Origin of the sequence: Streptomyces sp. NPDC085866 (genome assembly GCF_044541035.1) — a bacterium.
Lineage (GTDB): Bacteria > Actinomycetota > Actinomycetes > Streptomycetales > Streptomycetaceae > Streptomyces.
The window spans coordinates 152,886-179,755 of record NZ_JBITSQ010000004.1 but is presented as its reverse complement, the minus strand read 5'-3'; the positions used below and the strand labels follow the sequence as shown (position 1 = coordinate 179,755).

Annotated in this window: 21 protein-coding genes; 1 reads left to right on the top strand and 20 read right to left on the bottom strand. The window is 72.1% G+C overall.

The window, feature by feature from the left end:
• Positions 1-11: 11 nt before the first annotated feature.
• The gene (locus tag ACIF83_RS10910) at positions 12-683 is read left to right on the top strand and encodes a phosphatase PAP2 family protein (protein ID WP_393473074.1); all 672 of its coding nucleotides are present in this window, start codon (positions 12-14) and stop codon (positions 681-683) included.
• A gap of 26 nt (positions 684-709) precedes the next feature.
• On the opposite strand, the gene ACIF83_RS10905 is transcribed toward ACIF83_RS10910, so the two are convergent.
• From ACIF83_RS10905 to ACIF83_RS10810, 20 genes are read right to left on the bottom strand one after another with little or no spacing between them, the layout of a single operon-like run.
• The gene (locus ACIF83_RS10905) at positions 710-2,044 is read right to left on the bottom strand and encodes a glutamate-1-semialdehyde 2,1-aminomutase (RefSeq protein ID WP_393473071.1); all 1,335 of its coding nucleotides are present in this window, start codon (positions 2,042-2,044) and stop codon (positions 710-712) included.
• Positions 2,045-2,051: 7 nt separating this feature from the next.
• Complete coding sequence (gene rfbC, locus ACIF83_RS10900; protein WP_399725559.1) at positions 2,052-2,603, bottom strand: dTDP-4-dehydrorhamnose 3,5-epimerase; 552 nt, start codon at positions 2,601-2,603, stop codon at positions 2,052-2,054.
• Positions 2,600-3,907: a polysaccharide pyruvyl transferase family protein gene (locus ACIF83_RS10895; protein ID WP_399725556.1), complete on the bottom strand. Its 1,308-nt coding sequence runs from the start codon at positions 3,905-3,907 to the stop codon at positions 2,600-2,602. The genes rfbC and ACIF83_RS10895 overlap by 4 nt, the downstream gene beginning before the upstream one ends.
• The gene (locus ACIF83_RS10890; protein WP_399725553.1) at positions 3,904-4,851 is read right to left on the bottom strand and encodes a glycosyltransferase family 2 protein; all 948 of its coding nucleotides are present in this window, start codon (positions 4,849-4,851) and stop codon (positions 3,904-3,906) included. Before ACIF83_RS10890 ends, ACIF83_RS10895 begins: the two co-directional genes overlap by 4 nt.
• Positions 4,848-6,155 (bottom strand): hypothetical protein, encoded by a 1,308-nt coding sequence (locus tag ACIF83_RS10885; RefSeq protein ID WP_393473059.1) that lies wholly within the window; start codon positions 6,153-6,155, stop codon positions 4,848-4,850. The genes ACIF83_RS10890 and ACIF83_RS10885 overlap by 4 nt, the downstream gene beginning before the upstream one ends.
• A complete protein-coding gene (locus ACIF83_RS10880; protein WP_399725550.1) occupies positions 6,152-7,474 on the bottom strand; it encodes a DUF4910 domain-containing protein in 1,323 nt (440 codons plus the stop codon). Before ACIF83_RS10880 ends, ACIF83_RS10885 begins: the two co-directional genes overlap by 4 nt.
• Positions 7,462-8,487, bottom strand: a complete 1,026-nt coding sequence (locus ACIF83_RS10875) for an NAD-dependent epimerase/dehydratase family protein (RefSeq protein ID WP_399725547.1) — start codon at positions 8,485-8,487, stop codon at positions 7,462-7,464. The genes ACIF83_RS10880 and ACIF83_RS10875 overlap by 13 nt, the downstream gene beginning before the upstream one ends.
• 3 nt (positions 8,488-8,490) lie before the next feature.
• Positions 8,491-9,138, bottom strand: coding sequence for a PIG-L deacetylase family protein (locus tag ACIF83_RS10870; protein ID WP_393473050.1), 648 nt, complete (start codon positions 9,136-9,138; stop codon positions 8,491-8,493).
• Positions 9,135-9,974 carry a glucose-1-phosphate cytidylyltransferase gene (locus ACIF83_RS10865; RefSeq protein ID WP_398138334.1) on the bottom strand — a complete coding sequence of 280 codons (840 nt, stop codon included), beginning with the start codon at positions 9,972-9,974 and terminating at the stop codon, positions 9,135-9,137. Before ACIF83_RS10865 ends, ACIF83_RS10870 begins: the two co-directional genes overlap by 4 nt.
• Positions 9,971-11,206, bottom strand: a complete 1,236-nt coding sequence (locus ACIF83_RS10860; RefSeq protein ID WP_393473044.1) for a class I SAM-dependent methyltransferase — start codon at positions 11,204-11,206, stop codon at positions 9,971-9,973. The genes ACIF83_RS10865 and ACIF83_RS10860 overlap by 4 nt, the downstream gene beginning before the upstream one ends.
• The gene (locus ACIF83_RS10855; protein WP_399725542.1) at positions 11,203-12,477 is read right to left on the bottom strand and encodes a glycosyltransferase; all 1,275 of its coding nucleotides are present in this window, start codon (positions 12,475-12,477) and stop codon (positions 11,203-11,205) included. The genes ACIF83_RS10860 and ACIF83_RS10855 overlap by 4 nt, the downstream gene beginning before the upstream one ends.
• 2 nt (positions 12,478-12,479) lie before the next feature.
• A complete protein-coding gene (locus ACIF83_RS10850; RefSeq protein ID WP_393473039.1) occupies positions 12,480-13,712 on the bottom strand; it encodes an O-antigen ligase domain-containing protein in 1,233 nt (410 codons plus the stop codon).
• 1 nt (position 13,713) lies between these two features.
• Entirely contained in the window at positions 13,714-15,234 is a 1,521-nt protein-coding gene (locus ACIF83_RS10845) for a right-handed parallel beta-helix repeat-containing protein (protein ID WP_393473036.1), read from the bottom strand.
• Between the two features lie 9 nt (positions 15,235-15,243).
• Positions 15,244-17,205 carry an alginate lyase family protein gene (locus ACIF83_RS10840; protein WP_399725538.1) on the bottom strand — a complete coding sequence of 654 codons (1,962 nt, stop codon included), beginning with the start codon at positions 17,203-17,205 and terminating at the stop codon, positions 15,244-15,246.
• A complete protein-coding gene (locus ACIF83_RS10835) occupies positions 17,202-19,382 on the bottom strand; it encodes a bi-domain-containing oxidoreductase (RefSeq protein ID WP_399725535.1) in 2,181 nt (726 codons plus the stop codon). Before ACIF83_RS10835 ends, ACIF83_RS10840 begins: the two co-directional genes overlap by 4 nt.
• 29 nt (positions 19,383-19,411) lie before the next feature.
• A complete protein-coding gene (gene asnB / locus ACIF83_RS10830; RefSeq protein WP_399725532.1) occupies positions 19,412-21,346 on the bottom strand; it encodes an asparagine synthase (glutamine-hydrolyzing) in 1,935 nt (644 codons plus the stop codon).
• A gap of 3 nt (positions 21,347-21,349) precedes the next feature.
• Complete coding sequence (locus ACIF83_RS10825; protein ID WP_393473024.1) at positions 21,350-22,870, bottom strand: Wzz/FepE/Etk N-terminal domain-containing protein; 1,521 nt, start codon at positions 22,868-22,870, stop codon at positions 21,350-21,352.
• A complete protein-coding gene (locus tag ACIF83_RS10820) occupies positions 22,867-24,234 on the bottom strand; it encodes a Wzz/FepE/Etk N-terminal domain-containing protein (RefSeq protein ID WP_393473021.1) in 1,368 nt (455 codons plus the stop codon). Before ACIF83_RS10820 ends, ACIF83_RS10825 begins: the two co-directional genes overlap by 4 nt.
• Positions 24,231-25,496, bottom strand: a complete 1,266-nt coding sequence (locus ACIF83_RS10815) for a glycosyltransferase family 4 protein (protein ID WP_393473018.1) — start codon at positions 25,494-25,496, stop codon at positions 24,231-24,233. Before ACIF83_RS10815 ends, ACIF83_RS10820 begins: the two co-directional genes overlap by 4 nt.
• Positions 25,486-26,802 (bottom strand): nucleotide sugar dehydrogenase, encoded by a 1,317-nt coding sequence (locus ACIF83_RS10810; protein WP_393473015.1) that lies wholly within the window; start codon positions 26,800-26,802, stop codon positions 25,486-25,488. The genes ACIF83_RS10815 and ACIF83_RS10810 overlap by 11 nt, the downstream gene beginning before the upstream one ends.
• Positions 26,803-26,870: the final 68 nt, after the last annotated feature.

Below are 26,870 nucleotides of genomic sequence, written 5' to 3'. Positions count from 1 at the left end.
GCGGTGGGCGTGTGAGCGGCCGGTCGGCGCCCGCGGTGCTCCCCAGATCGCTGCGCGTGTGGCTCGGGCCGATTGCGGCCCTCGCCGCGCTGGTGGTCGTCGTGCTCGGGGTCCTGTACGCCGACGACAGCAAGCCCGGCACGGTGGACGCGCGGATCGGGGCGGCGTTGGACGGTGTGGGGCCGCCGTGGCGGCATGTAGCTCTGGCCATGGACTTCTTGGGAGAGCCAGTGGGAGCGGCGACGCTGGTCGTGGCCACCGTGGCGGGCTGCCTGCTGTTTCGGTGTCCTCGCGCAGCGGTGCTCGTCGTTGTCGGCGTCGGCATGACCGTGGGGACGGCGACGCTGCTCAAGCATCTGGCGGGACGCACCATCCACGGCGAGCACCTGTCCTACCCGAGTGGGCACGCCGCCTTCGCCACCGCGCTCGCCCTCGTGGTGGCGCTGCTCGCGACCGGCCTGCTCGGCCTCGGCAGGACGGCCGGCACGTCACTCGTGCTCGCCGCGGCACTGGTCGCCGGCGCCGCCATGGGCTGGGCGCAGGTGGCCCTGGGCGCGCACTACCCGACCGACGTCCTCGGCGGCTGGTGCACCGCGCTGGCGGTGATACCGGCGACCGCGTGGCTGGTCGACCGGACGGCCGACCGGCTGGTCGATCGGATGGCCGACGCCGGTCGCCGGTAGCGTCGCTGACGTCACGTCACGTCACGTCACGCCAAGCGGCGGAATACGGGCTTCACCGGTCGTCCGGCCAGCCAGGGGGTGGGGTCGGCGGCGTCCAGTGCCTTCCGGTACACCGCGCATGCCTGGGCCACCACGTCGACGGTGTGATCGATGTCGGCGTCGCTGAGCGCGCTGCTCACCACGAACGACGGGGCCAGCACCCCGCCCGCGAGTAGCCGGCGCAGGAACAGGGTGCGGTACTCCTGCGACGGCTGCCGGTTCTCGTCGAGGGTGGCGAAGACCAGGTTGCTGGCCCGGCCCCGGACGACGATGTGGTCGCCGACGCCCATGGCGGCCGCGGCGTCGCGGAGACCGGCGGCCAACCGCTCGCCGAGGCTGTGCAGCCGCGCGGTGACGCCCTCTTCGGTGTAGGTGGTGAGCACGGCCATCGCGGCTGCCAGGGAGTGCGTTTCCGCACCGTGCGTGGTGGACAGCAGGAACACCCGGTCGCCGGGGTGACGCAGCCCGCCCCGCTCCATCAGCTCGCGGCGCCCGGCCAGTGCGGAGACCGCGAATCCGTTGCCCAGCGCCTTGCCGAACGTGGAGAGGTCGGGGACGACGCCGTACAGGCCCTGGGCGCCCGCCTCGGACCAGCGGAAGCCGGTGATCATCTCGTCGAAGATCAGTACGCAGCCGTGCCGGTCTGCCAGTTCGCGCAGGCCGGCGAGGTACCCGGGCGGCGGCTCGGTGTGCGTGGCGGGTTCGAGGATCAGGCAGGCGACCTCGTCCTGGTACCGGGTGAGCAGCTCCTCCGTGGCCGCCAGGTCCCCGTAAGGGAACGCCACGGTGAGCTCGTTGGCCGCCGCCGGAACACCGGCGGACATCGGCGTGGTGCCGATGAACCAGTCGTCGACCGAGAAGAACGGATGGTCGGCGCAGATGGCCACCCGCGGGCGCCCGGTGACGGCGCGGGCGAGGCGCACCGCGGCGGTGGTGGCGTCGGAGCCGTTCTTCGCGAACTTCACCATCTCGGCGGTCGGCACCGTGGCCAGGAAGCGTTCCGCGGCTTCGACCTCCACGATGGACGGCCGGACGAAGTTGCTGCCGCGGTCGAGTTCCCGCCGCACCGCCTCGATCACGCGTGGGTGGGCGTGGCCGAGGCTGACCGACCGCAGCCCGGAGCCGTACTCGATGTAGCGGTTGCCGTCGATGTCCCACACGTGGGCACCGCGGCCGTGACTGATGACCGGGGCCAGGTTCTCGGGGTACTGGTCGTCGCCCTTGGCGTAGGTGTGCGCGCCCCCGGGGATCATGGCGTGCAGCCGCTCGTTCGCCGTCCGCGACCGGGGCAGCAGGAGCTCTTTGGTGTCTACGGTGTCCACGCGAACCTCAACTCTTGTTTTGCTGCAGGACCTCGGCGAGGCTCGGCGCCTCCCGGTCCCGTTGGGACATCGATGTGACCGGCAGTGGCCAGGGAATGGCGAGCTCCGGGTCGTCGAAGGCGATCGTCAGGTCCTCGGCCGGATCGTGCGGGCGGTCGATCCGGTACGAGACGTCGGCGGTTTTGGTCAGAGCCTGGAAGCCGTGCGCGCACCCCGCCGGGATGTACAGGGTCACCTGCGTCTCGTCGGACAGCTCGAAGAAGGCCCGGTTGCGATAGGTCGGTGAGTCCGTCCGCAGGTCCACGACGACGTCGAAGATCCTCCCGTACGAGCACCGCACCAGCTTGGCCTCGCCGGCGCCCGAGCGCAGGTGCAGGCCGCGCAGCACGCCCCCGGCCGAGCGGGACAGGCTGTCCTGGACGAAGGCGTCCGGGTCGAGGCCCACCGAGCGGACCACGTCGGCGTCGAAGGTGCGGCAGAAGAAGCCGCGCTCGTCTGCGTACGGCGTCGGCTCGAAGAGGTACGCGCCGGTGATCTCCGGGACTTGGATCGCCTTCATGGAGCCTTCCGCAAGGTGTGGGCGTGGCCGGCCCCAGGGAACAGGGCCGCGGTCAGGGAGTTGAACTGGTGCTCGAGTCGCCGGGCGGCGGCCAGGTTCCGCTCGGTGAGGGTCTGCCGCAGCTCGGCCGACCGCTTCTCCAGCGCCCGGAACTGCTCGAGCAGGCGGTCGGCGTCGACCTCGCGCGCCGGGTGGCAGTACGCGCCGAGGCCCATCTCCGTCATGAGCGCGTCGCTCTTCGCCGCGTAGCAGAGAGCGAGCACCGGCGTACCGGTCCTCAGCGCGCAGATCAGGTTGTGGTACCGGATCGCCACCACGGTGTCGGCAGCCGCCATCTCCTTCATCAGGTCGGCCAGTGAGGACGGCTCGGCAGCGGTGACCAGCGGCGAGTCCGCCGCGTCGAGGATCGCGGCGACCACCGACGCGTCGCACTCGTCACCGGTGAGCAGCCGGACGGCCCTGCCCTCCTCGATCAGCGCGCGGACGAACCGGATCGTCCCGTCGAGGTAGCGCCGGTATATCTCATCGGCCCGGGCGCGATCGTCGTTGCCGCCGTGGAAGTCCATGACGCCGACGCAGACCGGGCCCGGCGGGGCCGACGGGTCCGAGGGCGCGATGGGGGCACCTCCCTGCTCCGGGGGCCCCTCCCGGCCGAAGGCTGGGGGAGAAGCCGAGGGCTCGGGGGACCGCGGTGTCGGCAGGGCGAACGCGAGGTCCGGGTAGACCTCGTCGCGCGCGGTGTCCACGCCCATCGCCCGCATCGCGTCGCGGGACTGCGCGTCCCGGTACGACCGGTAGGCGGCCAGCCGCGCCGACCAGCGCACCAGGGCCCGGGTCGGCCGGTTGCCGATCGTCGCGGCGCCGACGCTGACCAGCGCCACCCGGGTGCGCAGCAGCCGGCCACTCGCGCAGAGCAGGAACAGCGAGTACGGGAAGCCCCACGGCCGCAGCGGCAGTGTCGCCTCCAGGACGCCCATGCCCGGCACGATCACCACGTCGTGCCGGCGCACCCAGGCAGCGGTGCGGAAGACGTCGACGAGTTTGCCCAGGCCCTTCGCCGCGATCGCGCCCGCACGCGATGCGGTCCGGTACTCCCCGCGGTACCAGTGCAGCCGCGTCGCGGGGATCCCGAACCGGGTCGTCACGGTCTCGGGTCCGCCGCACAGCGCGTCCACGACCGCCTCCGGGTGTTCGGCGCGGAGGTACCCGAGCACCGCTTCGAGCGATCCGTCGTTGCCGAGGTTGCCGGAGCCGAGCAGGCCGAACACCCCGACGCGCACCGGGGCCCTGTCCGCGGCCGTCATGCCTGCCTCCCCTCACGGCCGGCCACAAGGGCGTCGACGGAGACCGTGAGCCGGCCCGGATCGACCGGGGCGCGGTCCTCGACCCGCTCGCCGGCGCCCGGCCGGACCCGGCTGGTCATCCATGCGGCCAGGTGGCGGTAGCACGCGCGCCGGTCGGCCGGGGACAACGGCGCCCGCCCAATCGCCGCGACGAAGCCCCACATGTACTCGGCGAGCAGCCGGGGCGTCGGGTGCAGCGGGCCCGCCCGGCGCGGGTCCAGGTTGACGCACCGGGAGCGCTTGGAAGGGTTCGCCCGCTCGGCGCGCGTGGGGTGGTCGCGGCGGAAGTACAGCAGCTCCGGCACCTGGTGGAAGGGCCCGTGCAGGGTGATCTCGGCGACGAACGTGCGGTCCGCGTGGTGGTAGCTGTCGAGCGGCTTCACCCGGCGCAGCATGTCGGCCCGCATCACCCCGTAGAAGTCGTCGCCACCCGGCTCGAACAACAGGCTGCGGAAGCGCTCCGGCGCGTGCGGGGAGTCGGTGGCGAGCCCGTACTCGTAGGGGACCTTCACCTGGCCGTCGCCGTCGATGACCGCCTGGCCGGTGTGCGCCAGGATGATGTCCGGCCGCTCGTCCAGCGCCTGAACGCAGCGCCGCAGCAGGTCCCGGCCGTACAGGTCGTCGTGCGAGGCCCACTTGAACAGCTCGCCGCGGGACTCGGCGAACACATGGTTGTGGTTCGGCGTGGCGCCGATGTTCCGGGGCAGCCGGAGGTAGCGGATGCGCGAGTCCCGGGCGGCGTACTTGCGGCAGATCTCCTGGGTCCCGTCGGTCGAGGCGTTGTCGGAGATGACCAGCTCGAAGTCCTCGTAGGTCTGGCCGAGCAGGGCGTCGAGCGACTCGGCCAGGTACTCCTCGCCGTTGTACACGGGCAGGCCGATGCTCAGCCTGGGTCGGTCGGTCATGAGGTCCTCACTTCGGGGATGGGATTGCGGTGGCGCTCGCGCAGGGCGGACCGCAGTTGCAGCCACCACACGGCCGAGCCGCTGACGGTTGCGGCGGCGACGCCCCAGGCCGAGCCGACCGTGCCGGCGACGGCCGCCCCGCCGAGCCCGCCGCCGACATAGCAGACGGAGGCGAACAGCTGGCAGCGCAGGCTGCGCCGGGCCGCGCCGAGCGCACGCAGCCCGGCCGCCGCGCCGGTGCCGAGGCCCGCGCCCGCGACGCCGAGGGTGATCGGCACGATGAGCTGCGAGGCGGAGTGCCAGACGCCGCCGAGCACCAGCTCGCCGAGCCGGTCCGGCACCAGCAGCAGTGCCGCGCCCCAGAGCAGCGCGCCGGCGGCCTGCCCGCCGCCCAGCAGGAGGCAGAAGGCGCGGAGCCGGTGCGGGGCCTGCCGTAGCACCCGCGCCGCCTCCGGGACGGTGACCAGCGAAAGCCCCATCAGCACGGCAAGGAACGGGCCGAGCAGGAGCTCGGCGCCCCGCACCGCACCCACCGCGCCGACCCCGACGATCGCGCCGAGCCCGTACGCCCGCAGCTGGCTCGCGCCGCTGAGGCTGACGTTCTCGACCAGATACCGGTAGCCGAGGTCGCGCTGCTCGCGGAGCCACCCGCGCGCCTCGGTCATCCGGGGCCGGATGCCGGACTGGAGGTAGCCGTACCCCGCCGCCACCGTGGCGGACGCGCCCCAGGCGAGCACGAAGGCTGCCACGGTGCCCACACGGGCCGCCATCACCATGGCCGGGACGAGCGCCACACCCCACACCACGTCGTTGACGAACGCCTTCCGCCCGTTGCCGGCGGCGAAGAACGAGAACCGCCAGGCGTCCTGCAGCAGGAGTCCCGGCAACATGACGGCGAGGGCGGCGAACGCGGGCCCCACGCGGCCGCCGAGGCCGAGCCCGGCCACCAGACACACCGTGCCGATGGCCGCACCGACGCCGAGTGCGGTACCCGTCGACCGGGCCACCGCCCCGCGCCAGGACGCGTCCGGCACGCCGCTGAAGCGCACCACGAGCGGATCGGTGGCCAGCCCGCGGGAGACGTTGAGCACCACGCCGTACGTCACCCAGGCGAGGCTGAACACGCCGAACGCGGTCACCCCCAGCGAGCGGGCCACGTAGATGCCCACCGCGAAGTTGCTCACGCTGGAGGCCGCCTGGTCGGCCAGTCCCCAGGACAGCCGGCCGACGAGGGCCCGCCTGGCGGATCCGGCCGGTGGCGCCGTTGTCCGGGGATTCTCCCCCTCGGTGGTCACCGGCGTCATGCCTTGATCAGCCCGGCGCCGTGCAGGGCGTCGGCCGCGGCGGCGACGGTGTCGAACGGCAGCCCGGACCGCTCGGCGACGTCCAGCAGACTGTGCTCGCCGTCGGAGAGACTGAGCACCCAGAGCATGGCCATCTGGGCCTGCTTCGCGTCGCTGCGGCCGCCGAGCGAGTCGTACAGACCACGCCGGCCCAGCTGTGGCTCGCCGTAGGGGCTCAGGTTGACGTACCGCCGGTTGCGGTCGAGCACGGCGAACGCCTCGCGGCAGACCGCGAGGGTGTCCGCCATCGCCTCCGGGGAGACGAAGTCCGGGTTGTCCGCAGAGGTGTGGTACTCGGGGTAGCCGGCGTACGGGGTCCGGCTGAGCGAGCCCACGCCGAGATCGAACCCGGGCGAGCAGTACTGCCGCTCGTCGTAGCCGTACGGGGTGAACTCGGCTACGTGGTGCGGGCGTTCGGAGGCGGCCAGCACATGTCGCATCACCCGGTCGATCTCCGCGTCCCCGCGTCTGCTCTGCTTGTACGTCAGTCGACCCGAGTCGCCGGCGCAGGCCAGTACGAGCCCGTGCTTGACCCTTCCCCCAGCTCTCGGCTCCGCTCGACCAGGGGATGCCCCGTTCACCCGCTCCGCGTTGCGGGCCAGCCAGGTGATCGCGCCGATGGTGCCGGGCGCGTAGATGAACCGGTAGGTGTAGTACGGCGTCCCCTGCGCCAGCGCGCGGGCCAGGAACGTCGCCACCGCGATGCCGGCCAGGTTGTCGTTGGCCAGCGACGGGTGGCAGACGTGGCAGGAGACGATCACCTCGTCGGGGACCTGACCGGGGATCACGTGCTCGGCGTAGGTGAGGTGGCCGTCTTCGAGCGTGGAGTCGATACGCACCTCGTACTCGCCGTCCGGCAGCGCGTCCAGGGTCTCCTGGGCCAGGCAGAACCCCCATTCCGGCTTGTAGTAGCTGGTGCGGTACGGCACCCAACTCGGGTGGTCCGGAAGGGTGTGCAGGTGTGCCCGCAGCTCGGCCAGCGGCATGGTCCGCGCCACGGGCACGCTGTAGCCGAGCACGTGCAGGCTGGACGCGGCGAAGTCGACGACCCGGTGACCGGCGGCATCGGCGATGTACGCGTCCCGGATGTTCCACTCCTGCGGCACCGTCCAGTCGAGCACCTGAGTCCCGGTCGGCACCTCGTGCACCTGCAGCGCGACGTACTCGCCGACGATCTCCAGGGTGGCACGCACACCGTCGCCGGTGATGCTCCGGCACAGCGGGTACAGCCGCTCCACCAGTGTGTGCATCTCTTCGCCGACTGCGGTCATCGGCGCCACCGCAGGGTGTCGTCGACGGCGCCGGCGTCGGACGCCGCGCGCAGCACGGCCAGCCGGGTGAAGCGCTGTTCGAAGTCCTCCCGCGTCAGGCCGAACTTCCGGTAGGCGTCGACGAGTTCGAGTGCGCCCTGCTTCACCGTCCACTCGCAGTCGAAGCCGGGAATCGCGGCGCGGAACCGGGAGAAGTCCACCCGGTAGGACCGCGGATCGGCACCGGTCTCCCCGGTGATCACCACCTTCGCGCCGGACACCGCCTCGGCGACCTGCTCGGCGATCTCGGCGACCGTGACGTTGTTGACCTCGCTGCCGATGTTGAACGCGCGGTCGTGCACCGCCTCGCGTGGCGCGGTCAGCGCGGCCGTGAAGGCCCGCGCGATGTCGGCGGCGTGCACCAGCGGGCGCCAAGGGGTGCCGTCGGAGAGCACCAGGACCTCGCCGGACAGGAGCGCGTGGCCCACCAGGTTGTTCAGCACGATGTCGGCGCGCAGCCGGGGCGAGTAGCCGAAGGCGGTGGCGTTGCGCATGAACACCGGGGTGAAGTCGCCGTCGGCCAGCGCGTGCAGGTCGTCCTCCACCCGCACCTTGGACTCCGCGTACGGCGTCACCGGGCGCAGCGGGGCGTCCTCGGTCACCAGGTCGTCACCGCCGGCGGCGCCGTAGACGGAGCAGGTCGACGCGTACAGGAAGCGCCGCACTCCGGCCTCGCGGGCCAGCCGGGCCAGGTGCACGGACGCATGGTGGTTGATGTCGTAGGTGAGCTCCGGCGCCAGCGATCCCAGCGGGTCGTTGGAGAGCGCGGCCAGGTGGATCACGGCGTCCACCCCGGCCACGTGGTCGGCCGTGACGTCGCGCAGGTCCACCCGGTGCCCCGGCGGGTCCGCGGGCGGCAGGCCGAGGACGCAGTCCGCGAACAGGCCGGCGTCAAGACCGACGACCTCGTGCCCGGCGGCCGCGAGGACCGGGGCCATCACGGTGCCCAGGTAGCCCTGGTGTCCGGTCAGCAGTACGCGCAAGGTTCAACCCCCCAGGTTGAGAGTGAGTTTGGTGACGGCGAAGGCCTCGGCGTAGCGCGCGTGGCATTCGATGCCGCGGATCCGCGCAAGGCCGAGGAAGGCCTCCCGGTCGTACCAGGGCCGGTGCCGCTGCGAGGGGTAGTGCTCCTGCAGCAGCCGCACCTTCTGTTCGGCGATCTCCGGCGACAGCGGCTGGTACGCCGACGGGCGGCCGAGATCACCGTCCCACTTGACGATCTCGTAGCCGAGCACGAGGTGGTCGCGGAACGCGGTGGGCAGCAACTGGGCCAGGCCGCGGTGATCCTGGTGCGCGTCATCGGTGCGCGGCGCGAGGATCAGATCCGGCTCGGTCCGCTCGCGCAGCTCCTCGACCGCGGACTTGGCCTCCTCCCAGTGCGCGGGCAGCCGGCCGTCCGGCAACTTGAGTACGGTCAGCCGCAGTTCGGCGCCCGGGCAGAAGGCGGCGAGCGCGGCCCGCTCCTCCTGCTCACGCTCGCCGCCACCGCCGGAGAGCACCAGCGCGTCGACGCGGACACCCGGCCGCGCCAGGCACATCGTCAGCAGCGTGCCGCCGGCGCCGATGGCGATGTCGTCGCAGTGCGCGCCCACCGCGACGATCCGGTCCAGGCCCCCGGCCCGGAGCCGGATCATGCGGTCCTCGATCCGGCGCCGCCCCGGCTGCCGGTCGCACCCTGGAGGCCTGCTCCCGCGCCGTCCCGTTCCCACACCGCCCACGGGCGGTCGCCCCGGGAGTAGGCGTCGTCGAGCGCGGCCCGCTCCTTCACGGTGTCGGTCGGCTTCCAGAAGCCGCGGTGCTGGTACGCCACCAGCCGGCCGCGCTTGGCCAGTTGGGCGCATCCGTCAGCGACCAGGTCCCCGTTCTCCGGGATGTGGTCGAAGACCTCCTGACGGAGCACGAAGTAGCCGCCGTTCTCCCACAGCGGCAGTTCGCTCACCGCGGTGATTCCCCCCACCAGGCCGTCATCGCCCAGGTCCACGCAGTGGAACGAGGACTGCGGCGGCACCACCATCATTGACGCACCGGCGTCGCGCCGGGCGAACCGGTCGATCATCTCCGGCAGCGGGGCATCGGTGAGCACGTCGGCGTAGTTGGCGAGGAACATCTCGTCGCCCTCCAGATGGTGCCGCACCCGGCGCAGCCGCTCCCCGATCGGTGACTCGATGCCGGTCTGCACGAACGTGATCGTCCAGGAGGCGATGTCGGTGGACAGCAGCTCTGTCTGCCCGCCCCGCAGCACGAAGTCGTTGGACGTCGTCTCCTCGTAGTTGAGGAAGAAGTTCTTGATGTGATGAGCCCCGTACCCGAGGCACAGGATGAACTCCGTGTGCCCGAAGTGCGCGTAGTAGCGCATGACGTGCCAGATCAGCGGACGCGGGCCGACCATCGCCATCGGCTTGGGCACGTCGTCCGCGGCACCGCTCCGCATCCGCATCCCGTAACCGCCGCAGAACAGGACGACCTTCATGACTTGACCTCGACAATGCTCAGTTCCGGGATGGGAAAGACAAGGCGGCCGCCCCAGTCGTGCACGAAGGACAGCTGCTCGACCAGCTCGGCCCGCAGGTTCCACGGGAGGACGAGGACGTAGTCGGGTCTGTCGGCGGCTATCTGCTCGGGCGCCAGGATCGGGATGCGGGTGCCCGGCGTGAACCTGCCGTGCTTGTAGGGGTTGCGGTCGACCGTGTACGCGAGCAGGTCGGGCCGGATGCCGCAGTGGTTGAGCAGCGTGTTGCCCTTGCCCGGGGCGCCGTAGCCGACGACCGTCTCGCCGCGCTCGGCCGCCTCGATGAGGAACCGCAGCAGGTCCCGGCGCACCTTGGCCACTCGTGCGGAGAACTCGGTGTACCCGGACAGCTCCTGCAGCCCGGCGGCCTTCTCCCGGGCCAGCACGTCGGCCACCTGCTGCGTCGGCTCGCCGGCCACCTCGGCCGGCCGGGCCCACAGCCGGATCGAGCCGCCGTGCGTGGGCAGCAACTCGACGTCCACGAGCGCGAGTCCGCCGCTCGCCAGGGCCCGGATCGCGGACGCGACCGTGTAGTACTGGAAGTGCTCGTGGTAGATCGTGTCGTACTGGTTCTCCTCGATCAGGGTCAGCAGGTGCTGCACCTCGATGGAGACCCAGCCGTCGTCGGCGACCAGGGCGCGCAGCCCCTGGGTGAACCCGACCACGTCGGGGATGTGCGCGTACACGTTGTTGGCCACGACCAGATCCGCCGGGCCGTGCTCGGCGCGGACGGCCGAACCGGTGTCCGGGGACAGGAACTCCGTGAGCGTGGGCACACCCGCGTCCCGCGCCGCGGCGCCGACGTTCACCGAGGGCTCGATGCCGAGGCAGCGGATCCCGCGGTCCACCACATGCCTCAGCAGATACCCGTCGTTGCTCGCGACCTCGACCACGAAGGCGTCGGTGCCGAGCCCCAGCCGCTGCACGGCACCGGCGACGAACGTGCGCGCGTGCTCCACCCAGGAGGTCGAGTAGGAGGAGAAGTACGCGTACTGCGTGAACGTCTCCTCCGGCGTGATCAACGGAGGGATCTGCGCGAGCCAGCAGTCGGTGCAGACCCGCAGGTGCAGCGGGTACGCCGGCTCCGGCTGGTCCAGTTGTTCCGCGGCGAGAAAGCTCTCGCACGGCGGGGTCGCCCCGAGATCGACGACGCTCGCCAGCGCCGCCGAGCCGCAGAGTCGGCATCGTGTCATCTACTGCCCCCATCCCGCTCGCGCGGGTGCCCCCACCGCGAGCCAGTGCTGTTGTCCCCCACCGGCGGCGGGCTGTCCCCGCCGCCGGCCCGACCCGCGATCGCGGCTCGGTACCCCTCCACCAGACGCTCCAGCCCGACGGCCGGGCTGAAACCCTGCTCGTAACGGCGCCGGGCCGCCTGGCCCATCTCCCGGTTGCCGGCCGGATCGGCCGTGATCCGGCGCATGCACGACGCGAGCGAGGCGGCCTCGCCCGGTCGGTGCAGCAGCCCGGTCACCCCGTCCTCGACGAGTTCGACGAAGGCGCCGTGACCGGCGGCGACGACCGGGACCCCCGCCGCCATCGCCTCCACGACCACCAGGCCGAACGCCTCCAGCCAGGTGGAGGGAGCCACCACGGCGACCGACCGCGCGACGGCCTGCCGGCACTCCGCCGCGTCGTACAGGCCGACGTACCGCACGTCGTCCCGGCCCGCCGCCCAGGCGGCCACCTCTCGCTCCAGCGGCCCCGCGCCGGCGACCACGAGCGGCACGCCCACACCGCCGCCGGCCACGATCTCGTCCCACGCGGCCATGAGCAGCCGCACGCCCTTGGCCTCCGCGAGCCGGCCGAGATAGAGCAGATGCTCGCCGGCGCCCGCTCGGCAGGCGCCCGGGTCGGGCACGAAGTTGTGCTTCACCGCCAGCCGTCCGGGTGGCATGCCGGCCCCCACCAGGACGTCGCGCTGAGCCGCGGAGATGCAGAAGAACCGCTCCACTGCGGACCACCACCGCCGCCGGTTGACCGACATGCTGACCGCGAGCGGCACCGTCGCCAGCCGGGAGCTCCGGTAGCAGCCGTGCCGGACGGCGGGCAGCGGCGCGGACCCGACGCACTCGGTGCACGGCCGGCCGTCCCGCTGCAGCGTGCCGGGCGGGCAGACCTGGGTGTAGTTGTGCAGCGTGGCGACGGCGGGCACGCCCGCGTCGGCGCAGGCGGCCAGCACCGCCGGCGACAGGAGCGGGAAGACGTTGTGGACGTGCACCACGTCCGGCCGCTCGGTGCGAAGCCGGGCGGCGAGCTCCGCGCGGACCGCCGGGTTCCACGGCACCAGCAGCGGTACCGCGGCCTTGCCCAGCAGGGACCGGGCGGATATGTCGTCGCTGCGCCGCTCGAACACCTCGACCTGGTGACCGGCTCCGCGCAGCAGCGCCACCTCCTGGTCGACGACCTTGTTCTCCCCGCTCGGCTGCGCCGAGGCGTAGCGGTTGTGCACCACGAGGACGTGCATGCTCAGGCCACCTCCGATTTCTGGGCCCATCGCGGGACGCGTCGGCGGGGGACTTTGGGCGTCGGGAAGGGAGTGGCCGCGGCGGGTGCCGCCAGCAGCGAGGCGGCCACGGCCAGATGCAGCAGATACGGCGAGGCGTCGCCCAGCCCGGCCTCGGTGTACGACGCGATCGCGCAGTAACTGATCAGGAAGATCGCGCAGGCCCTCGACAGCGACGGTGGCCGCAGCAATGCGACGCCGCCCAGCACGACGATGATCGTCGCCACCAGGACGACGCCGGTCATGCCCTGCTCGTTGTAGACGGCCAACCAGCTGTTGTCGATCGGCAGCCCGCCGAACGACTTGTCGCCCAGGCCCACGCCGAACAGGTACTCCGAGGTCGTCCGGGGTGCTGTCAGCAGAGCGTGCCAGACCTTGGCCCGGCCGGTGAGGCTGGTGAAGTTCTCCTGGCTCTGCCCGCGCAGGAACCACGTCTGCAGCGCGGAGGCGAACCCCACCGCGGCCACCGCGGCGCACAGCACCGCCCAGGCGAAGAACCGGCGGGCGGCGCCGCTCGTCAGGACGAGCGAGCCGATCGCCAACGCCAGCCCGATGAGCAGGCCGAGCGTGGCCGTCCGGGTATGCGTCAACGCGAGCAGGACGAGCGAGGGCACGATGACCACCGCCGCGCTGGTCCTGTCGGTCCGGCGGCCCAGGACGAGCAGCACGGTGAGCCCGATGATCACCGCGGCGTACTGCCCGATCTGCGGCGGGGTGAGCGGCCACAACGCGCCGACCAGCCGCCCGCCGTAGAGGTCGGGCATGGCCGCGCCCGGTGAGGCGACCAAGCCGGCGGCCACCGACCCGAGCACCGCCAAGTACATCCGGATGTGGTGCCGGACGAACGTCAGGCCGCCGTCCCACCAGCGGCTGAGCAGCCACAGCGTGCCGACGAAGAGAGCCAGCCGTGCGCAGCGGAACAGCGCGCCGAACCCGGACTCCAGGTTCGCGCTGGAGATCACGCTCTCCACCAGCAGCAGGGTGAGCAGGAAAACGTAGGCGCTGGCCCGGATGCGCAGCCGGAGATTGACCACGAGCGCCAGCGCGAACGCGGCGACCAGCGAGCCCATGGTGACCATCTGGATGAGGGAGCGGGGCAGCGGGACGATGGTCTTCGCCCCGGCGGAGCCGAGCGTGTTGAGGATCAGCAGCCCCCAGACCGTCCCGACGATCTTCGGCGTGTGGTCCGCGCCCATCTCAACCACCGTCCTGTGCGCGGAAGGTGCTGCCCGCGTCCTGCTGGTACGGCGTGCCCTGCCACTGCCCGAAGTCGAGTATCCGGCTCGGGTCGTGGGCGACGAATTTCCATGGTCCGACGTAGACGTTGTCGTGCCAGCGGTTGCGCTGCTTGAGGGTGATCGCCTCGGCCACCCGCTCGCCCTGGTACGGCGACCAGTCCGGATAGGTGCCGTAGTTGGCCAGCACCGCCATGCGGTCGCACTTCACCGTGCAGTCGACGACGGACTTGTCCAGCACGAAGCGGTTGCCGTGGATGTCCACCCGCTGGGTCTTCCACCGGCAGTCGGCGTAGAGCGGTGCGGTGGTGATCGCCGGCTGTGCGCAGCGGTGGGTGTTCTTCACCAGCAACGTGCAGTCACCGGACGAGGTGTTGGCCGGGCTGTTGCAGAACCGGTCGGCGTTTTCCCACAGGGTGATCCCGGACCAGTTGTTCTCCAGCACGTTCCGGTAGATCTCGATCTTGTCCGTGCGAGCTCGGATCCGTGGTTCGCCGCCGGACTCGGACAGGTAGATGGTCGCGAACGGGAAGTTGTCGCCGCGGTCGGCGTACTTGCGGCCCTCGACCCAGTTGTTCCGGCGGATCGTGTTCTTCCGGATGACCGCGTTGTAGCTGGTCTCGTAGATCAGCGCGGCACCGTCGTTGCCCTCGAGCAGGTTGTCCTCGATGAGGAAGTCGTTGTTGTTGGTGTCCGCCCACAACCCGGCTCCGCGGTTGTCGTGCACCCAGTTGCCGCGTACGTCGGCGCCGTTGACGGCCCAGAACTTGACGCCTCCGGTGCAGCCGCAGCCCGGCCGCCGCCGCTCCCAGTCGTCCCTGTTGTTGCCGACGATCTCGTTGCCCTCGACCACCAGGCCGCTGATACGGCCGGTGGCCTTGTACGCGTTCATGCCGTACTGGCCGTTGCCGCGCAGGCAGCTGGCGCGGACCCGCTGGCGGGCACCTGCCATGAGCCCGGCGCCGGAGTTGTTCTGGATCGTCGCGTGCTCGATCACCCACCCGTCGGCCGAGTCATGGTTGACCACGCCCTCGTCGCGCGGCGCGGCGAAACCCTGCACGGTCAGATAGCGGATGGTGACGTCGCGGGCGGTGCCGCCGAACGCGTACTGGTTGGTCTTCCGGCCGTCGAACACCGCGCCCGGCGCGCCGAGGTAGCTGTCCCCCTCCTTGGGGACGACCTGGGCGTAGCGGTCCGGCTCGAGCCGGTGCTTGCCCGGTCGAAGCCAGAACGTGGTGTGCGGGGGGTTGCTCTTGGTCTTCGCAGCCAGGTCACCGGTCACCGCGGGGTCGACCGTCACCGCGCCCGCCGGCGCCTTCGCCGGCCCGGCCGCGGGCTCGGCGCACACCCGGGCCACGGACGTGGACGGCGCAGCGGTCGGCTTCGGCTGCGCGCCCGCCGTGCTCTCACAGCCGGTCGCCGTCAGCAGGGCCGGCGCCAGCAGTGCCGCCGGCAATGCCCAGTGCCGCCACTTGATCCGCAAGCGTCCTCCCTAGCCGTGGAACCTGAGTACGGTGGTGAACCCCTCCGTGCCGTCGGCGAAGCCGGTGCCGACCAGCGTTGTGGTGGGTTCCTTGCGCCCGAAGCCGGCGGAGTACCAGCCCAGTGGCGGGTCACTCTCGCCGCGATGCGCCCGCCAGCACAGCTGCCCGGGCAGGTCGAGCGCCGCGGAGCGGTCCTCGCCGTCCCGGGTCCAGGTGAGCTCTGCCCGGTTCCCCACCAGCTCCGCGGCGATCGCCGGGCCGAGGTGGAACGCCAGGCGCACGGCCCGACGCGGGCCGCGCACCTCGTCAACCACCCTCAGCTCCTGGCTCGCGGCCGTCAGCTCCACCCGGCGGCGGTGCACGGAGGGCTGGTAACCGTCGTGCTCCGCGCACCAGCGGGCCGTCCCCCCGTCGGAGGCGCCGGACGGGTCCGCGACCAGGACGCGGCTGCGGGCATGCCGGGTCCACAGGAACGGGCCGCCGGAGACGGACTGGTCACCGCCGTCCAATTGCAGGGTGTTGTGGCCGAGGGTCGAGCGGAAGTACTGCCGCCACTCGGGCTGCCCGTGGTAGCAGAAGGTCCCCGGGTCGGCGAGCACGTCGACCCCGTCGTGCCGGACCTCCACGGACAGCGCGTCCGCGTGAGCATGCGCGGCGATGGACAGGAATCCGTGCGGACCGCCGTCGCAGCGGCACCAGATCTCCGCCGGACCACGCAGGATGGTCATGCCCGCGTCGGCGAAATGGGCCGGCCGGCTTTCCGGGCGGGACACGGCCGGTGTGGTCGGCCGGATGAGCCCGGCCAGCAGCGGGGTGCGCACATCGGTGCCGATGACCGTCGGCCACCAGGCGAGCCGGCCGAACACGGCGTCCCCGGTGGCCAGCAGCGAGCCCCAGCGGTCGGTGCCGGCGCCGTCCACGACCAGGCCGTACCCGTCGTCCGCGTCCCCCTGGCGCGGCGGCCGCAGCCGGTTGTCCACGACGGCCGCGAGCGCGTCGGTCATCCGCAGCAGCACCAGCCGGATCGACGCGGTGACCGGTACGTCGGCGGCATCGGCCTCGGCCAGCGCGGCCAGGCCGAGTTCCAGCACCAGTCCGTGGTACTCGGTGGCCAGCTCACGGTTGAGGCCGGAGCCGAAGGTGTTGCTTCGCAGATGCTGCTCCAGCAACCGCAGCGCGTCGGCGCGCCAGCGTGCCGAGGAGGGGAACCACCCGAACGCGCAGGCCGCGGCGAACTGCCCGGCGGCCTCGGCGACGATGTGGTTGTTCGCCGAGGACCCCCGGCTGGGGAAGGCGGCCAGCCAGCGCTGGTGGTGCCAGATCTGGCGGAGTGCCGCCGGGTTGTCCTCGAACAGCCCGGCCGCGCCCGGCCAGCCGTCGAGCAGCCGGCGGATCCACACCCAGGACACCAGCCGGATCCCCAGCTCGATGCCGCTGGTCCAGTGCACTCCGCGCAGCGGCGCGTTGGCCGCCCACCACGACCGCAGGTGCTCGGCCACTCGCTCGGCGTACCGCTCGTCCTCGGTGATCGCGTAGGCGGCGGCGAGCACCGTGAGGTACTGATGCCGGGACAGCTCCCAGATCTGCTTGATGTCCCCGACCGCTTCCTCGTTGCGGTACGGCACGTCGAAGGCGTAGCCCCACGGGGCCCGGCGCCCGGTCTTCGGGTCGTACCACCAGTCCGGGTCGACCAGGTCGTCGCGGACCACCCCGAAGAACTCGGCCTGCCCGGCCATCAGCCGGTCCGCCTCGGCGATGAGGCGTTTCGCGGCGTCCGGCGGCACCGCGGCGAGCGTGTCTGCGGGCAGTACCGCGGTGAACCGGGCACCGGTCACGCTCGGGCCGTCCGGCCGCGCCGACCGCCACCGCCGCCTGCGCACCGCGTCGCCCACCCGGCCGCCGACCTCCCGCGGTCCCATCCGGGACAGCCGCCGCAGGTACCAGCCCGCACTCCCCGAGCTCACAGTCATCGAGCCCCCGCCAACGTCACCGGCGCGCCGCCGGCCAGGGCGGCCTGCACGGCGAGGGTGGCCGCCGTGGTGGCGACCAGCGACTCCAGCGGTACCGGCATCGGCCCGCCGGTCCGTACGGCCTTGATGAACCCGGCCAGCTCGGCGGACTGGCCCTTGTCCCGGGCCTGGGGCAGCCGCGAGCTGACCCATCGCTTGCGGGCGTAGACCGAGGCACGGACGAAGTCGTCGAGCTTCAGCACCTTGCCGTCCGCGACGAGGTCCAGCGTCTCCTTGGGGAAGCCGGCCGGACCGGTGGTGACGTAGCTGATGGTGGCGGTGGACCCGTCCGGGTAGTGCAGTACGACCTGGAGGTCCTCGTTGCCGGACGTGGCGACCGCGTACACCGACACCGGGTCGGCGTCGAGCAGCCAGCTCGCCGTGTCGATGAAGTGTCCGCCCTCGCCGGCGAAGCGCGAGCCCTCGGTGCCCTGTTGGAGGTACCAGCTGCCGTGCTGCAGCCGGCCCGCGTTGACGAGGTAGCGCAGGCTCGCCGGACCGGTCCGGGGGCCGAACCGCTTCTTGGCCTCCTGCAACAGCGGCGCGAACCGGCGGTTGAAGCCCACCTGCAGCCGGTCGTTGCCGGATTCCTCCACCGCCGCGAGCACGTCGGCCAGCTCGTCCTCGGTGAGCGCCAACGGCTTCTCCACGAACACCGACTTGCCGGCCAGCAGTGCCCTGCGGGTCAGTTCGGCGTGCGAGCTGTGCCGGGTGACGACGAACACCGCGTCGATGGACTCGTCGCCGAGCACGGCGTCGAGATCGGTGGTCGCCTCGGCGAAGCCGAACTTCCGCTGCGCGTTGGCCGCGGACAGCGCCGTCGTGGTGACGACCGTGGACAACTCGACGCCGTCGCGCTGCGCGAGGTGCGGCAGCAGCATCGACGTCGCGTAGTTTCCCGCACCGACGAACGCCAGCCGCACCGGCGCCTTGGCGGACCGGGCCGGGGCGGACGCTCCGCCGCTGCGCTTCACCGCGGGCACGGCCACCGCCGGGGCCTCCGCTTGCCCCACGTGTTCGGGGTACCGGAACAGCACGGCCACGGCCTTCAGGTCGCCGTCCTTCAGGCTCCGGTACGTCTCCACGGCGTCTTCGAAGTCGGCGACGTGGGAGACCAAGGGCTCCACGTCGACGCTGCCGCGGGCGACGAGATCGAGGAAGCACGCCAGGTTGCGGCGCTCGGTCCAGCGCACGTAGCCGATCGGGTAGTCCCGCCCCTCCAGCTCGTACTCCGGGTCGTAGCGCCCGGGGCCGTACGAGCGGGAGAAGCGGACGTCGAGCTCCTTCTCGTAGTACGCGTTCCACGGCAGGTCCAGGCGGCACTTGCCGATGTCGACGACCCGGCCGCGGTCCCGGCAGAGCCGGGCGGCCAGCTCGACGGGCTGGTTGCTGCCGCCGCCGGCGGCCAGGTACACCTGGTCCACACCGTGACCGCCGGTGAGTTCGGCGACGGCGGCTTCCACGGCCGCGGACGCGGGATCGCCGCAGGCCGCGGCGCCCAGGCGCTCGGCGAGCTCGCAGCGCACCGGGTCGGGGTCGGCCCCTACGACGCGGACTCCCGAGGCGGTGAGGAGCTGCACCACCAGCTGCCCGATCAGCCCGAGGCCGATGACCAGCGCCACCTCTCCGAGCTGCGGCTCGCCTTGGCGGACGCCCTGCATCGCGATCGACCCGACGGTGCCGAAGGCCGCGTGCCGCGGCGCGAGGCCGTCCGGCACCGGGACGTAGAGGTTCTTCGGCACCCAGTTCAGCTCGGCGTGCAGCGCGTGCTCGTTGCCGGCGCAGGCCACGAGGTCGCCGACCTTCACATCGTCGATCCCGGGGCCGACCTGCTCGACCACCCCGCACAGCGAGTAGCCCAGCGGCGTGTAGGAGTCCAGCTTGCCCATCACCTTGCGGTAGGTGGCGGGCACCCCGTTGGTGGCCACGCTCTGCATGACCTTGGCCACCTGGTCCGGCCGTGAGCGGGCCTTGCCCAGCATCGACATGCCGGCCTCGGACACCTTCATGAGCTCGGTCCCGGTGGAGATCAGCGAGTAGGCGCTGCGGACCAGCACCCCGCCCGGCCTGCACCCCGGCACCGGCACGTCGAGCACCGCCAGCTCGCCGCTCTTGTAGTTCTGAACAACCTGCTTCACCCGAAGTCCCCTTGTTTCTAAGCCGTCTTCTAAGCCGCCGAGCGAGCGTTCCGGCCGGCCCCGGAGGTCGCGCCGCGATACCAGTACTCGAGCGTCAGCACATGCCACAGATGCTTGGAGAAGTCCCGCTGCCCGGCGGCGTCCTCGGCGACCATGCGCGCCAGCGCGTCGCGGCGCAGGAGCCCTGAACCGACGAGCACGCCGTCGTGCACCACCTCGCGCACCAGCGGTGCCAGGTCCCGGCTCATCCAGGCGCGCAGCGGGGCGCTGAACAGGCCCTTGGGCCGGTACACGATCTCCCGGGGCAGGATCGAGGTGGCCGCCTCCTTGAGCACGGCCTTGCCCTGCCGTCCGACGATCTTGCGATCGCCGGGCACGGCGAACGCCGCCTTGACCACCTCGACGTCCACGTACGGCACCCGCACCTCGGTCGAGGCGGCCATGCTCGACCGGTCCGTGTAAGCGAGGTTCAGGCCCGGCAGGAACATCCGGGCGTCGCCCAGGCACATGCGGTTGACGAAGTCGTCGAGGTCGTTGTCCTGGTAGACGTCCGCGTGCTCGGTCAGTACGTCCTCGACCGTCCCGGCCAGGTCCGGATCGACCAGGGCGAGCAGCTCGTCCTGGTCGTACATGGTGTAGCTGCGCCGGAACGCGGTCTCCTCCGGCAGGTCGGCGAAGGAGAGGAACCGCTTCGCGAAGCGCACCGACCGGTACCCACGGCGGGCCGTTGCGACCGGCAGCCGGTCCACGGCCCTGGACAGGCCGCGCCGCAGGGGCCGCGGGACGCGCTGGTAGCGCAGCGCGATCAGGTTGGCCAGGTGCTTGCGGTAACCGGCGAACAGTTCGTCGGCACCCATTCCCGAGAGCATCACCTTGACCCCGGCCTCCCGGGCGGCCGAGCAGATCAGGAACGTGTTGATCGCAGCGGGGTCGCCGATCGGCTCGTCCAGGTGGTACGTCATCTGCGGCAGCAGGTCGAGCACGTTCGGAGCGATCTCGATCTCGTGCAGGTCGACGCCGAACCGCTCGGCCACCCGCCGGGCATAGCGCAGGTCGTCCGGCATCGCCTCGAACCTGGCGTCCTCGGCGCGGAACCCGATCGTGTAGGCGGAGATCCCGGGTCGGTCGCGGGCCGCCAACGCGGTCAGGTAGCTGGAGTCCAGCCCGCCGGAGAGGAAGGTCGCCACGGGCACGTCGGAGAGCAGGTGGCGCCGAGTCGACTCCTCGACGACGGCAGCGACATCCGGCTGCTCGCCGCCCCGGGCCCGCTCCTGGGCCTCCGCGGCGACGTCCCGGAGGTGCCAGAACCGGCCGCGCTCCACCCGGCCGTCGGGCCGGCACCGGAGCCAGCTCCCCGGCGGCAGCTTCTCCGCCTCGCGGAACGCGCACCGTGAGTCCGGCACCCAGTAGTACAGCAGCGAGGCCACCAGCGCCGCGTGGTCCACCTCCAGCGACCCGCCGGTCACGGCGGCGAGCGCCTTGAGCTCGGAGGCGAACACCAGACCCTCGCCGCGCCGGAGCAGGAACAGCGGCTTGATGCCGAGCTGGTCGCGGGCGAGCACCAGCTCACCGGTTCGCTCGTCGAAGATCCCGAACGCGAACATGCCGCGCAGCCGGGGCAGGCAGTCCGTGCCCCAGCGCCGCCAGGCCTCCAGCAGCACCTCGGTGTCGGAGGTACCGCGGAAGCGCACCCCCGCGGTTGCCAGCTCGGCACGCAGCTCGGGCGCGTTGTACAGCTCGCCGTTGTACGTCAGGACGAGGCCGCCCGAGACCATCGGCTGGGCGCCGGTCTCGGACAGGTCGATGATGGCCAGCCGGCGGTGCCCGAGGTGCACTTCGCCGTCACCGGCGGGGTGGCTGTACCGGCCCGCCCCGTCCGGACCGCGGTGGGCGAGGGTATCGGTGAGCCGGTCGGCCACGGCCTTGCCGTCCGGCCATCGGTATGTACCTGCGATGCCACACATGTGCTACCGCGCCTCCTGGTCGCTGTCCGGGACCCGGTCCGCCCACATCGGCAGCCGCTCCCTCCGCCGCCTGCCCGTACCGTTCTGCCGGGCCAGCCGCTCGTTCTGGCCGCGCAGCGCGGTGTGCAGCCCGTCCCACAGCGTGCCGTCGGTCCGGTCACGCGGATCGGGGTCGATCAGCACCACACCGATCACCGGAATGTTCTGGTCCGCGAGCTGCCGCGCCACGGTGTGCAGCCATGCGGCGCTGCCGTGCCCGGCCCGCACGACGAGCACGGTCTGGGTGCCGAGGTACTGGAGATCGGTCCATGCCGTGCCGGGTGCCACCGAGCCGACGCCGAGCCGGCGCTCCTGATGCGGCACGGCCGTGGCACGCTCGCCGCTGACCACGGTCGGGTCTCCCGGCTTCGGGCGGCGGCGTGCGAGCTGCGGGCCGGGCAGACCGTCGATGACGACGACCGGCCCGTCCACCGCCAGTGCCCTGGCCAGCTCCAGGGCGATCACGCTCGCGCTGCGCGCACAGCCCAGTTCCAGGAGCGACACCGGGTCCGCGGAGCCGCGCACGGTGCGGGCCAGGGACTTGGTGAGCCGTTCGCGTGCCACCCGGATCCGTCGGCGCCGCCACAGCCTGCCCGACCGGCGGGGCAGCTCCGCGATGACCGAGGCGCCGAGGTTCGCCGCGATCTCCCGGCGCAGCACGGGGCGGTCCGCCACCACCGTGCCGACCGCGGCCACCGCGAGCCCGAGGACGAGCCCGAGGACGAGCCCGATCGCGGCGTCGGTGGCAGCGGTCCTGGGCAGGGAGTGCCGCACCGCGCGCGGGGCGTCGACGACCTGTGTGCCGGCGATGAGCTGGGGCGTGCCGATGCGTGCCTCCGCGGCGCGCTGGCTGAAATCGGTGATCCGCGAGGTGAGTTCGGCCCGGCTGGCGAAGAGCGACTCCAGGTTCGCCGACGCCTTCGGACCGCCCTGCGACGATCCGTCTCCGATCGCCTTGTTGACCTGGGCGAGTTCGCCCTGCATCCGGTCACGCTGGTCGAGCAGGGCCTTGGCCTCGGCGTCGGCGGCGTCCTTGATCCGCCTCACATGGTCCGCGACGAACGCGTCGGCCAGCGCCTTGGCGCGGGCCACCGCCTCCGCGTCGCTGTCACCCGTCACAGTGATCTGCAGCAGGTTGTTGGTCAGGCCGACAGCCCCGTAGTCCTGCAGGAAGTCCTCCGGCTTCTCCGGGGACCCGAGGGTCTTCAGGGCCTTGGCGGCGATCCGCGTGGTCTGCAGCAGCCCGACGTCGGTGCGGATCAGCGTTCCGGGGTCGTTCGGCTGGTCCTCCTGATGCGCGACCAGCACCTTGGCCACGGCGGTCGGCGGCGGCGGCAGCAGGACCGCCACCGCCATGCCGACGAGCAGCCCCAGCAGCGCCGTGGAGCACCAGAGGCGGCGCCGCCTCCGCACAGCCACCACCAGCGCCTGCAGGTCCAGCAGTGGAGCGGCGGCCGACGACTCCGAAGTCGTACTCGTCGTCACCCTGACATTCCCTTCACGTCGTCGCCCACCGCGAGCACCGGCGTGGCGGCATCCCGAGGACGGCCGGCGGGCTGCGTCGCACGGGCCCGGACCGGGCCGGCGAGGACGATGCCGACGACCTCGTGCTTGGCGTCCGCACACGCCTCGGCGATGCCGGTGAGCTCAACCGCGGTCCAGCTGCCCGCGCTGAGCACGACCAGGGCACCGGACTCGTTGTCGCGGTCCGGCACCAGCGGCTGGGACACCGAGACCCCCACCACCCGCAGCATCGGATCGCTCTCGGCCTCGGCGACGAGCTGCTCGGCGGCCCGGCGGGCGATCTCGTCGCCGTCCGGGACGACGACCAGCAGCCGCCGTGGGGCCGGCAGCTGGTCCCGGAGGCGGGTGCACACCCGCCGGTAGCGGATCTGCCGGCCGGCCTCGTCGCCCGACGTCTGCGGGGTGGGCAGGTCCCACCGGATGTCGACGCCCAGCAGCCGGCGGATCCGGGCCCGCGGGCCTCGGCCCTCCGGCCGGTGCGCGGAGCGTTCACCCGGTACGTCGACGCTGCCCAGCAGCGTCGAGCCCAGCGCCGCGGCGATCTCCGGTTCGGTGCGCAGCCGGCGGCTCATCCGCGCGGCGGTGAGATGGCCGATGACCGCGAGCAGGAAGAACAGCAGCGCCCCGCCGACGATGAGCTGCATCCTCGTCGGCGGGGCCTCGCCGGTCGGCCGGGCGGCCGACCCCATGACGACCATGTTGGCCTTGTTGGCGGCCGGGTCGGCCTGGTCCAGCTTGTTGATGGCCTCCTGCAGCGAGGTGCGCAGCTTCTCGAGTTCGGTGCGGGACTGCACGCTCTCCACGGTCTGCCCCGGATCGGCCGCGTCGGCCAGCGTGGTGATGCGGCGGTTGGTCTGCACCACCATCTGCCGCAGTGCCTCCAGCCGTTCGGCCGCTTCGGGGTCGGTGTTGCCGTCCACGACCCGCGCGGCGAACGTGACGAACTGCTGGGCCACCTCGTCGGAGAGCTGCTGTGCGTGCTTCGGGGTGTCGGCCGTGCCCGAGATCTTGATGATGTTCCCGTCGGCGGCCGTGGCGCTGACCTGATCCCGCAGCTGGCTGCCGCTGACCCCGGGCCAGTGGAGCGTGGCGGCCGCGCGGTCGACCACCACCGAACTGGTCGCGATCTCCTGCTGGGTCAGCAGCTCGCGCTCCTCCCACGCCCCCGACAGCAGTACCGATGCCGACGTCGTGTAGCGCGGCGGAAACAGCACAGAGGTGCCGTAGCCGACGAGCGCACCCACCACGGCGAGGATGGTGAGAAGCCGCCAGCGCCGACGGATGATCCGCCCGATCGTGACCAGGCGTATGGTGTCATCGCTCAACGGCGTGGCCTCCGCCCTGCCCGGTCCGGGTCGCCCGCCGCCACCGGAGCGTGGTCACGGCAGGCAGCGGTGTAGGCGGCGAGCAGCGCTCGCTGGGAGTTCCGCCAGGAGAGCGGTCCGCCGATCCGCTCCTGGCCGATCTTGCCCATCAGGGCCCGCTTCTCCGGATCGTCCAGCAGCAGCGCGATGAGCCGGGCGAACTCGGCCTCGTCGTTGGCGGGCGCGTAGACGGCGGCGTCACCGGCGGAGACGCGCGCCTCCCGGAGGTCGAACGAGACGACCGGCCGGCCCATCACCATGTACTCCAGGACCTTGTTCATGGTCGACACGTCGTTGAGCGGGTTGTGCGGGTCGGGGGAGAGGCACACGTCCGCGGTGGACAGGTAGCGCACCAGGTCGGCGTCCGGAATGCGCCCGGTGAACTGCACCTGGTCCGAGAGCCCGAGCTGCCGGGACAGCTCGACCATCGCGTCGAAGGTGTCGCCGGCGCCGACGAACACCGCGTGCCAGTCGGTCCGCCCGAGCTCGTCGCGCAGCTTCGCGAGGGCCCGCAAGGCGTAGTCGACGCCGTCCTGGGGGCCCATGACGCCCAGGTAGCAAAGCAGATGAGGCTTGCCGCGCTTCAACTCCGGCTCGGGCGGTACGGGGTGGAACCGGTCGATGTCGGGCGCGCTGCGTACCACGAAGACGTCCTCCGGCCGCCGGCCGCCACGGCGCACCGCGACGTCCCGGTAGCTCTCGTTCGTGGCGAGCACGACGTCCGCGGCCCGGTAGGTCAGCCGTTCCAGCGCGCACACGGCGCGGTAGAGCAGATCTTCGCCGCGGCCGAACCGCGAGAGGTACAGCTCGGGTACCAGGTCGTGCTGGTCGAAGACGAACCGCGCTCCGCGCCGTTTCAGCCACCGTGCGGGCAGGAACAGCAGGTCGGGCGGGTTGCAGGCGTGGACCACGTCGACCGGGCCGACCTTCCGGGCCAGCCGGACCGTATGCCACAACGCCGATCCGTACTCCCGCAGGTAGCCGGCCGGCCCTCCGGTGGCCGCGCGCAACGGGTAGCGGTGGATCCGCACCCCGTCGATCTCCGCCTCCGGCTCCGTGTCCCGTTTACTGCCCTGGGGACATATGACGTGCACCTTCCAGCCCGCGTCGCGCAGCGTCGTGCACTCCTGCCACACCCGCCGGTCGAACGGCACCGACAGGTTCTCCACCAGGATCAGCGCGCGCCGGTCCGGCCGGTCGCCGCTGGCCGCGTCACCAAGCAAGGCCCATGTACCCCGGTTCGGCCCGGCGCGCCTCGGCGTCGGGAAGGCGGATGAGGTCGACGATCACCGGGCCGTCGCCATGGGGCAGCGCCGACAGCACGGCCGGATCCTTGGTCCCGACCAGGCACACCTCGGCGTGCTCGAGCACCTCGTCGACGGAGTCCGCGAGCAGTTGCGCGAGGTGCGGCAGCCGGGTCTCGATGTACTCGCGGTTCGCGCCGAGCAGCCGGGAGAGGCTCACGTTGGCGTCGTAGATCCGCAGGTCGTAACCCTTGCCGAAGAGCTTCTCCGCCAGCTCGACGAGCGGGCTCTCGCGGAGGTCGTCGGTGCCGGGTTTGAAGGACAACCCGAACAGGCCCACCCGGCGCTTGCCGGTGCGCTCGACCAGCTCCACCGCGCGCTGCAGATGGTCGGAGTTGGAGGGCAGCACGTGGGCGAGGATGGGTACCGAGACGTCGGCCCGCTGCGCCGCGTGGACCAGGCTGCGCAGGTCCTTGGGCAGGCAGGAGCCGCCGAAGGCGAAGCCGGGCCGCAGGTAGGCGGGGCTGATGTTCAGCTTGTGGTCGGCCAGGAACACGTCCATCACCTGGTGCGAGTCCACCCCGAGTGCCTGGCACACCGCGCCCAGCTCGTTCGCGAAGCCGATCTTGAGGCCGTGGAACGCGTTGTCCGCATATTTGATCGCCTCGGCCGTCGGGACCGGTACCCGGAACACCTCGCCGGGCAAGCCGTCGTACAGCGCCGTCACCGCATCGCCGCTTGCCGGGTCGAGCTCGCCGATGACGGTCTTGGGCGGGTCGAAGAAGTCCCGCACGCTCGTGCCCTCGCGCAGGAACTCCGGGTTGACCGCGACTCCGATGTCCACCCCGGCCGTGCCGCCGACGTACTTCTCCAGGATCGGTACCAGCAGGTTCAGGCAGGTGCCGGGGAGCATGGTGCTGCGGAACACGACGGTGTGCCGTCCACCCCGCTCGGCCAGCGCGGCGCCGATCTCCTCGGTGACCCGTTCCAAGTACGTGGTGCACAGGCTGCCGTTGGGCTCCGACGGCGTGCCCACGCAGACCAGTGACACCTCGCTGCCCATGATCGCCTCGCGGACGTCGCCGGTGGCGCGCAGCGCTCCGCTCCGCACGACCTCGGCTATGAGCTCGCCGATCCGCTCCTCGACCACCGGAGCCTTGCCGTCGTTGACCAGGTCGACCTTCACCTGGTTCACGTCCACCCCGATGACCTCGTGCCCCATGCTGGCCAGGCACGCGGCCGACACGCAGCCCACGTAGCCGAGCCCGAAAACGCTGACCTTCATGACCCGTTCCTCCCCCCAGGCAGGCCGCTCCGGCCTGCGTTCCGTGCGTCGGCCGGACGACGCGCCCC

Bases quoted from the DNA above. Each gene is read 5' to 3' on its own strand.
- rfbC (WP_399725559.1), bottom strand. From the start codon at position 2,603: ATGAAGGCGATCCAAGTCCCGGAGATCACCGGCGCGTACCTCTTCGAG.
- ACIF83_RS10895 (WP_399725556.1), bottom strand. From the start codon at position 3,907: ATGACGGCCGCGGACAGGGCCCCGGTGCGCGTCGGGGTGTTCGGCCTG.
- ACIF83_RS10890 (WP_399725553.1), bottom strand. From the start codon at position 4,851: ATGACCGACCGACCCAGGCTGAGCATCGGCCTGCCCGTGTACAACGGC.
- ACIF83_RS10885 (WP_393473059.1), bottom strand. From the start codon at position 6,155: ATGACGCCGGTGACCACCGAGGGGGAGAATCCCCGGACAACGGCGCCA.
- ACIF83_RS10870 (WP_393473050.1), bottom strand. From the start codon at position 9,138: ATGATCCGGCTCCGGGCCGGGGGCCTGGACCGGATCGTCGCGGTGGGC.
- ACIF83_RS10865 (WP_398138334.1), bottom strand. From the start codon at position 9,974: ATGAAGGTCGTCCTGTTCTGCGGCGGTTACGGGATGCGGATGCGGAGC.
- ACIF83_RS10860 (WP_393473044.1), bottom strand. From the start codon at position 11,206: ATGACACGATGCCGACTCTGCGGCTCGGCGGCGCTGGCGAGCGTCGTC.
- ACIF83_RS10855 (WP_399725542.1), bottom strand. From the start codon at position 12,477: ATGCACGTCCTCGTGGTGCACAACCGCTACGCCTCGGCGCAGCCGAGC.
- ACIF83_RS10850 (WP_393473039.1), bottom strand. From the start codon at position 13,712: ATGGGCGCGGACCACACGCCGAAGATCGTCGGGACGGTCTGGGGGCTG.
- ACIF83_RS10840 (WP_399725538.1), bottom strand. From the start codon at position 17,205: ATGACTGTGAGCTCGGGGAGTGCGGGCTGGTACCTGCGGCGGCTGTCC.
- asnB (WP_399725532.1), bottom strand. From the start codon at position 21,346: ATGTGTGGCATCGCAGGTACATACCGATGGCCGGACGGCAAGGCCGTG.
- ACIF83_RS10810 (WP_393473015.1), bottom strand. From the start codon at position 26,802: ATGAAGGTCAGCGTTTTCGGGCTCGGCTACGTGGGCTGCGTGTCGGCC.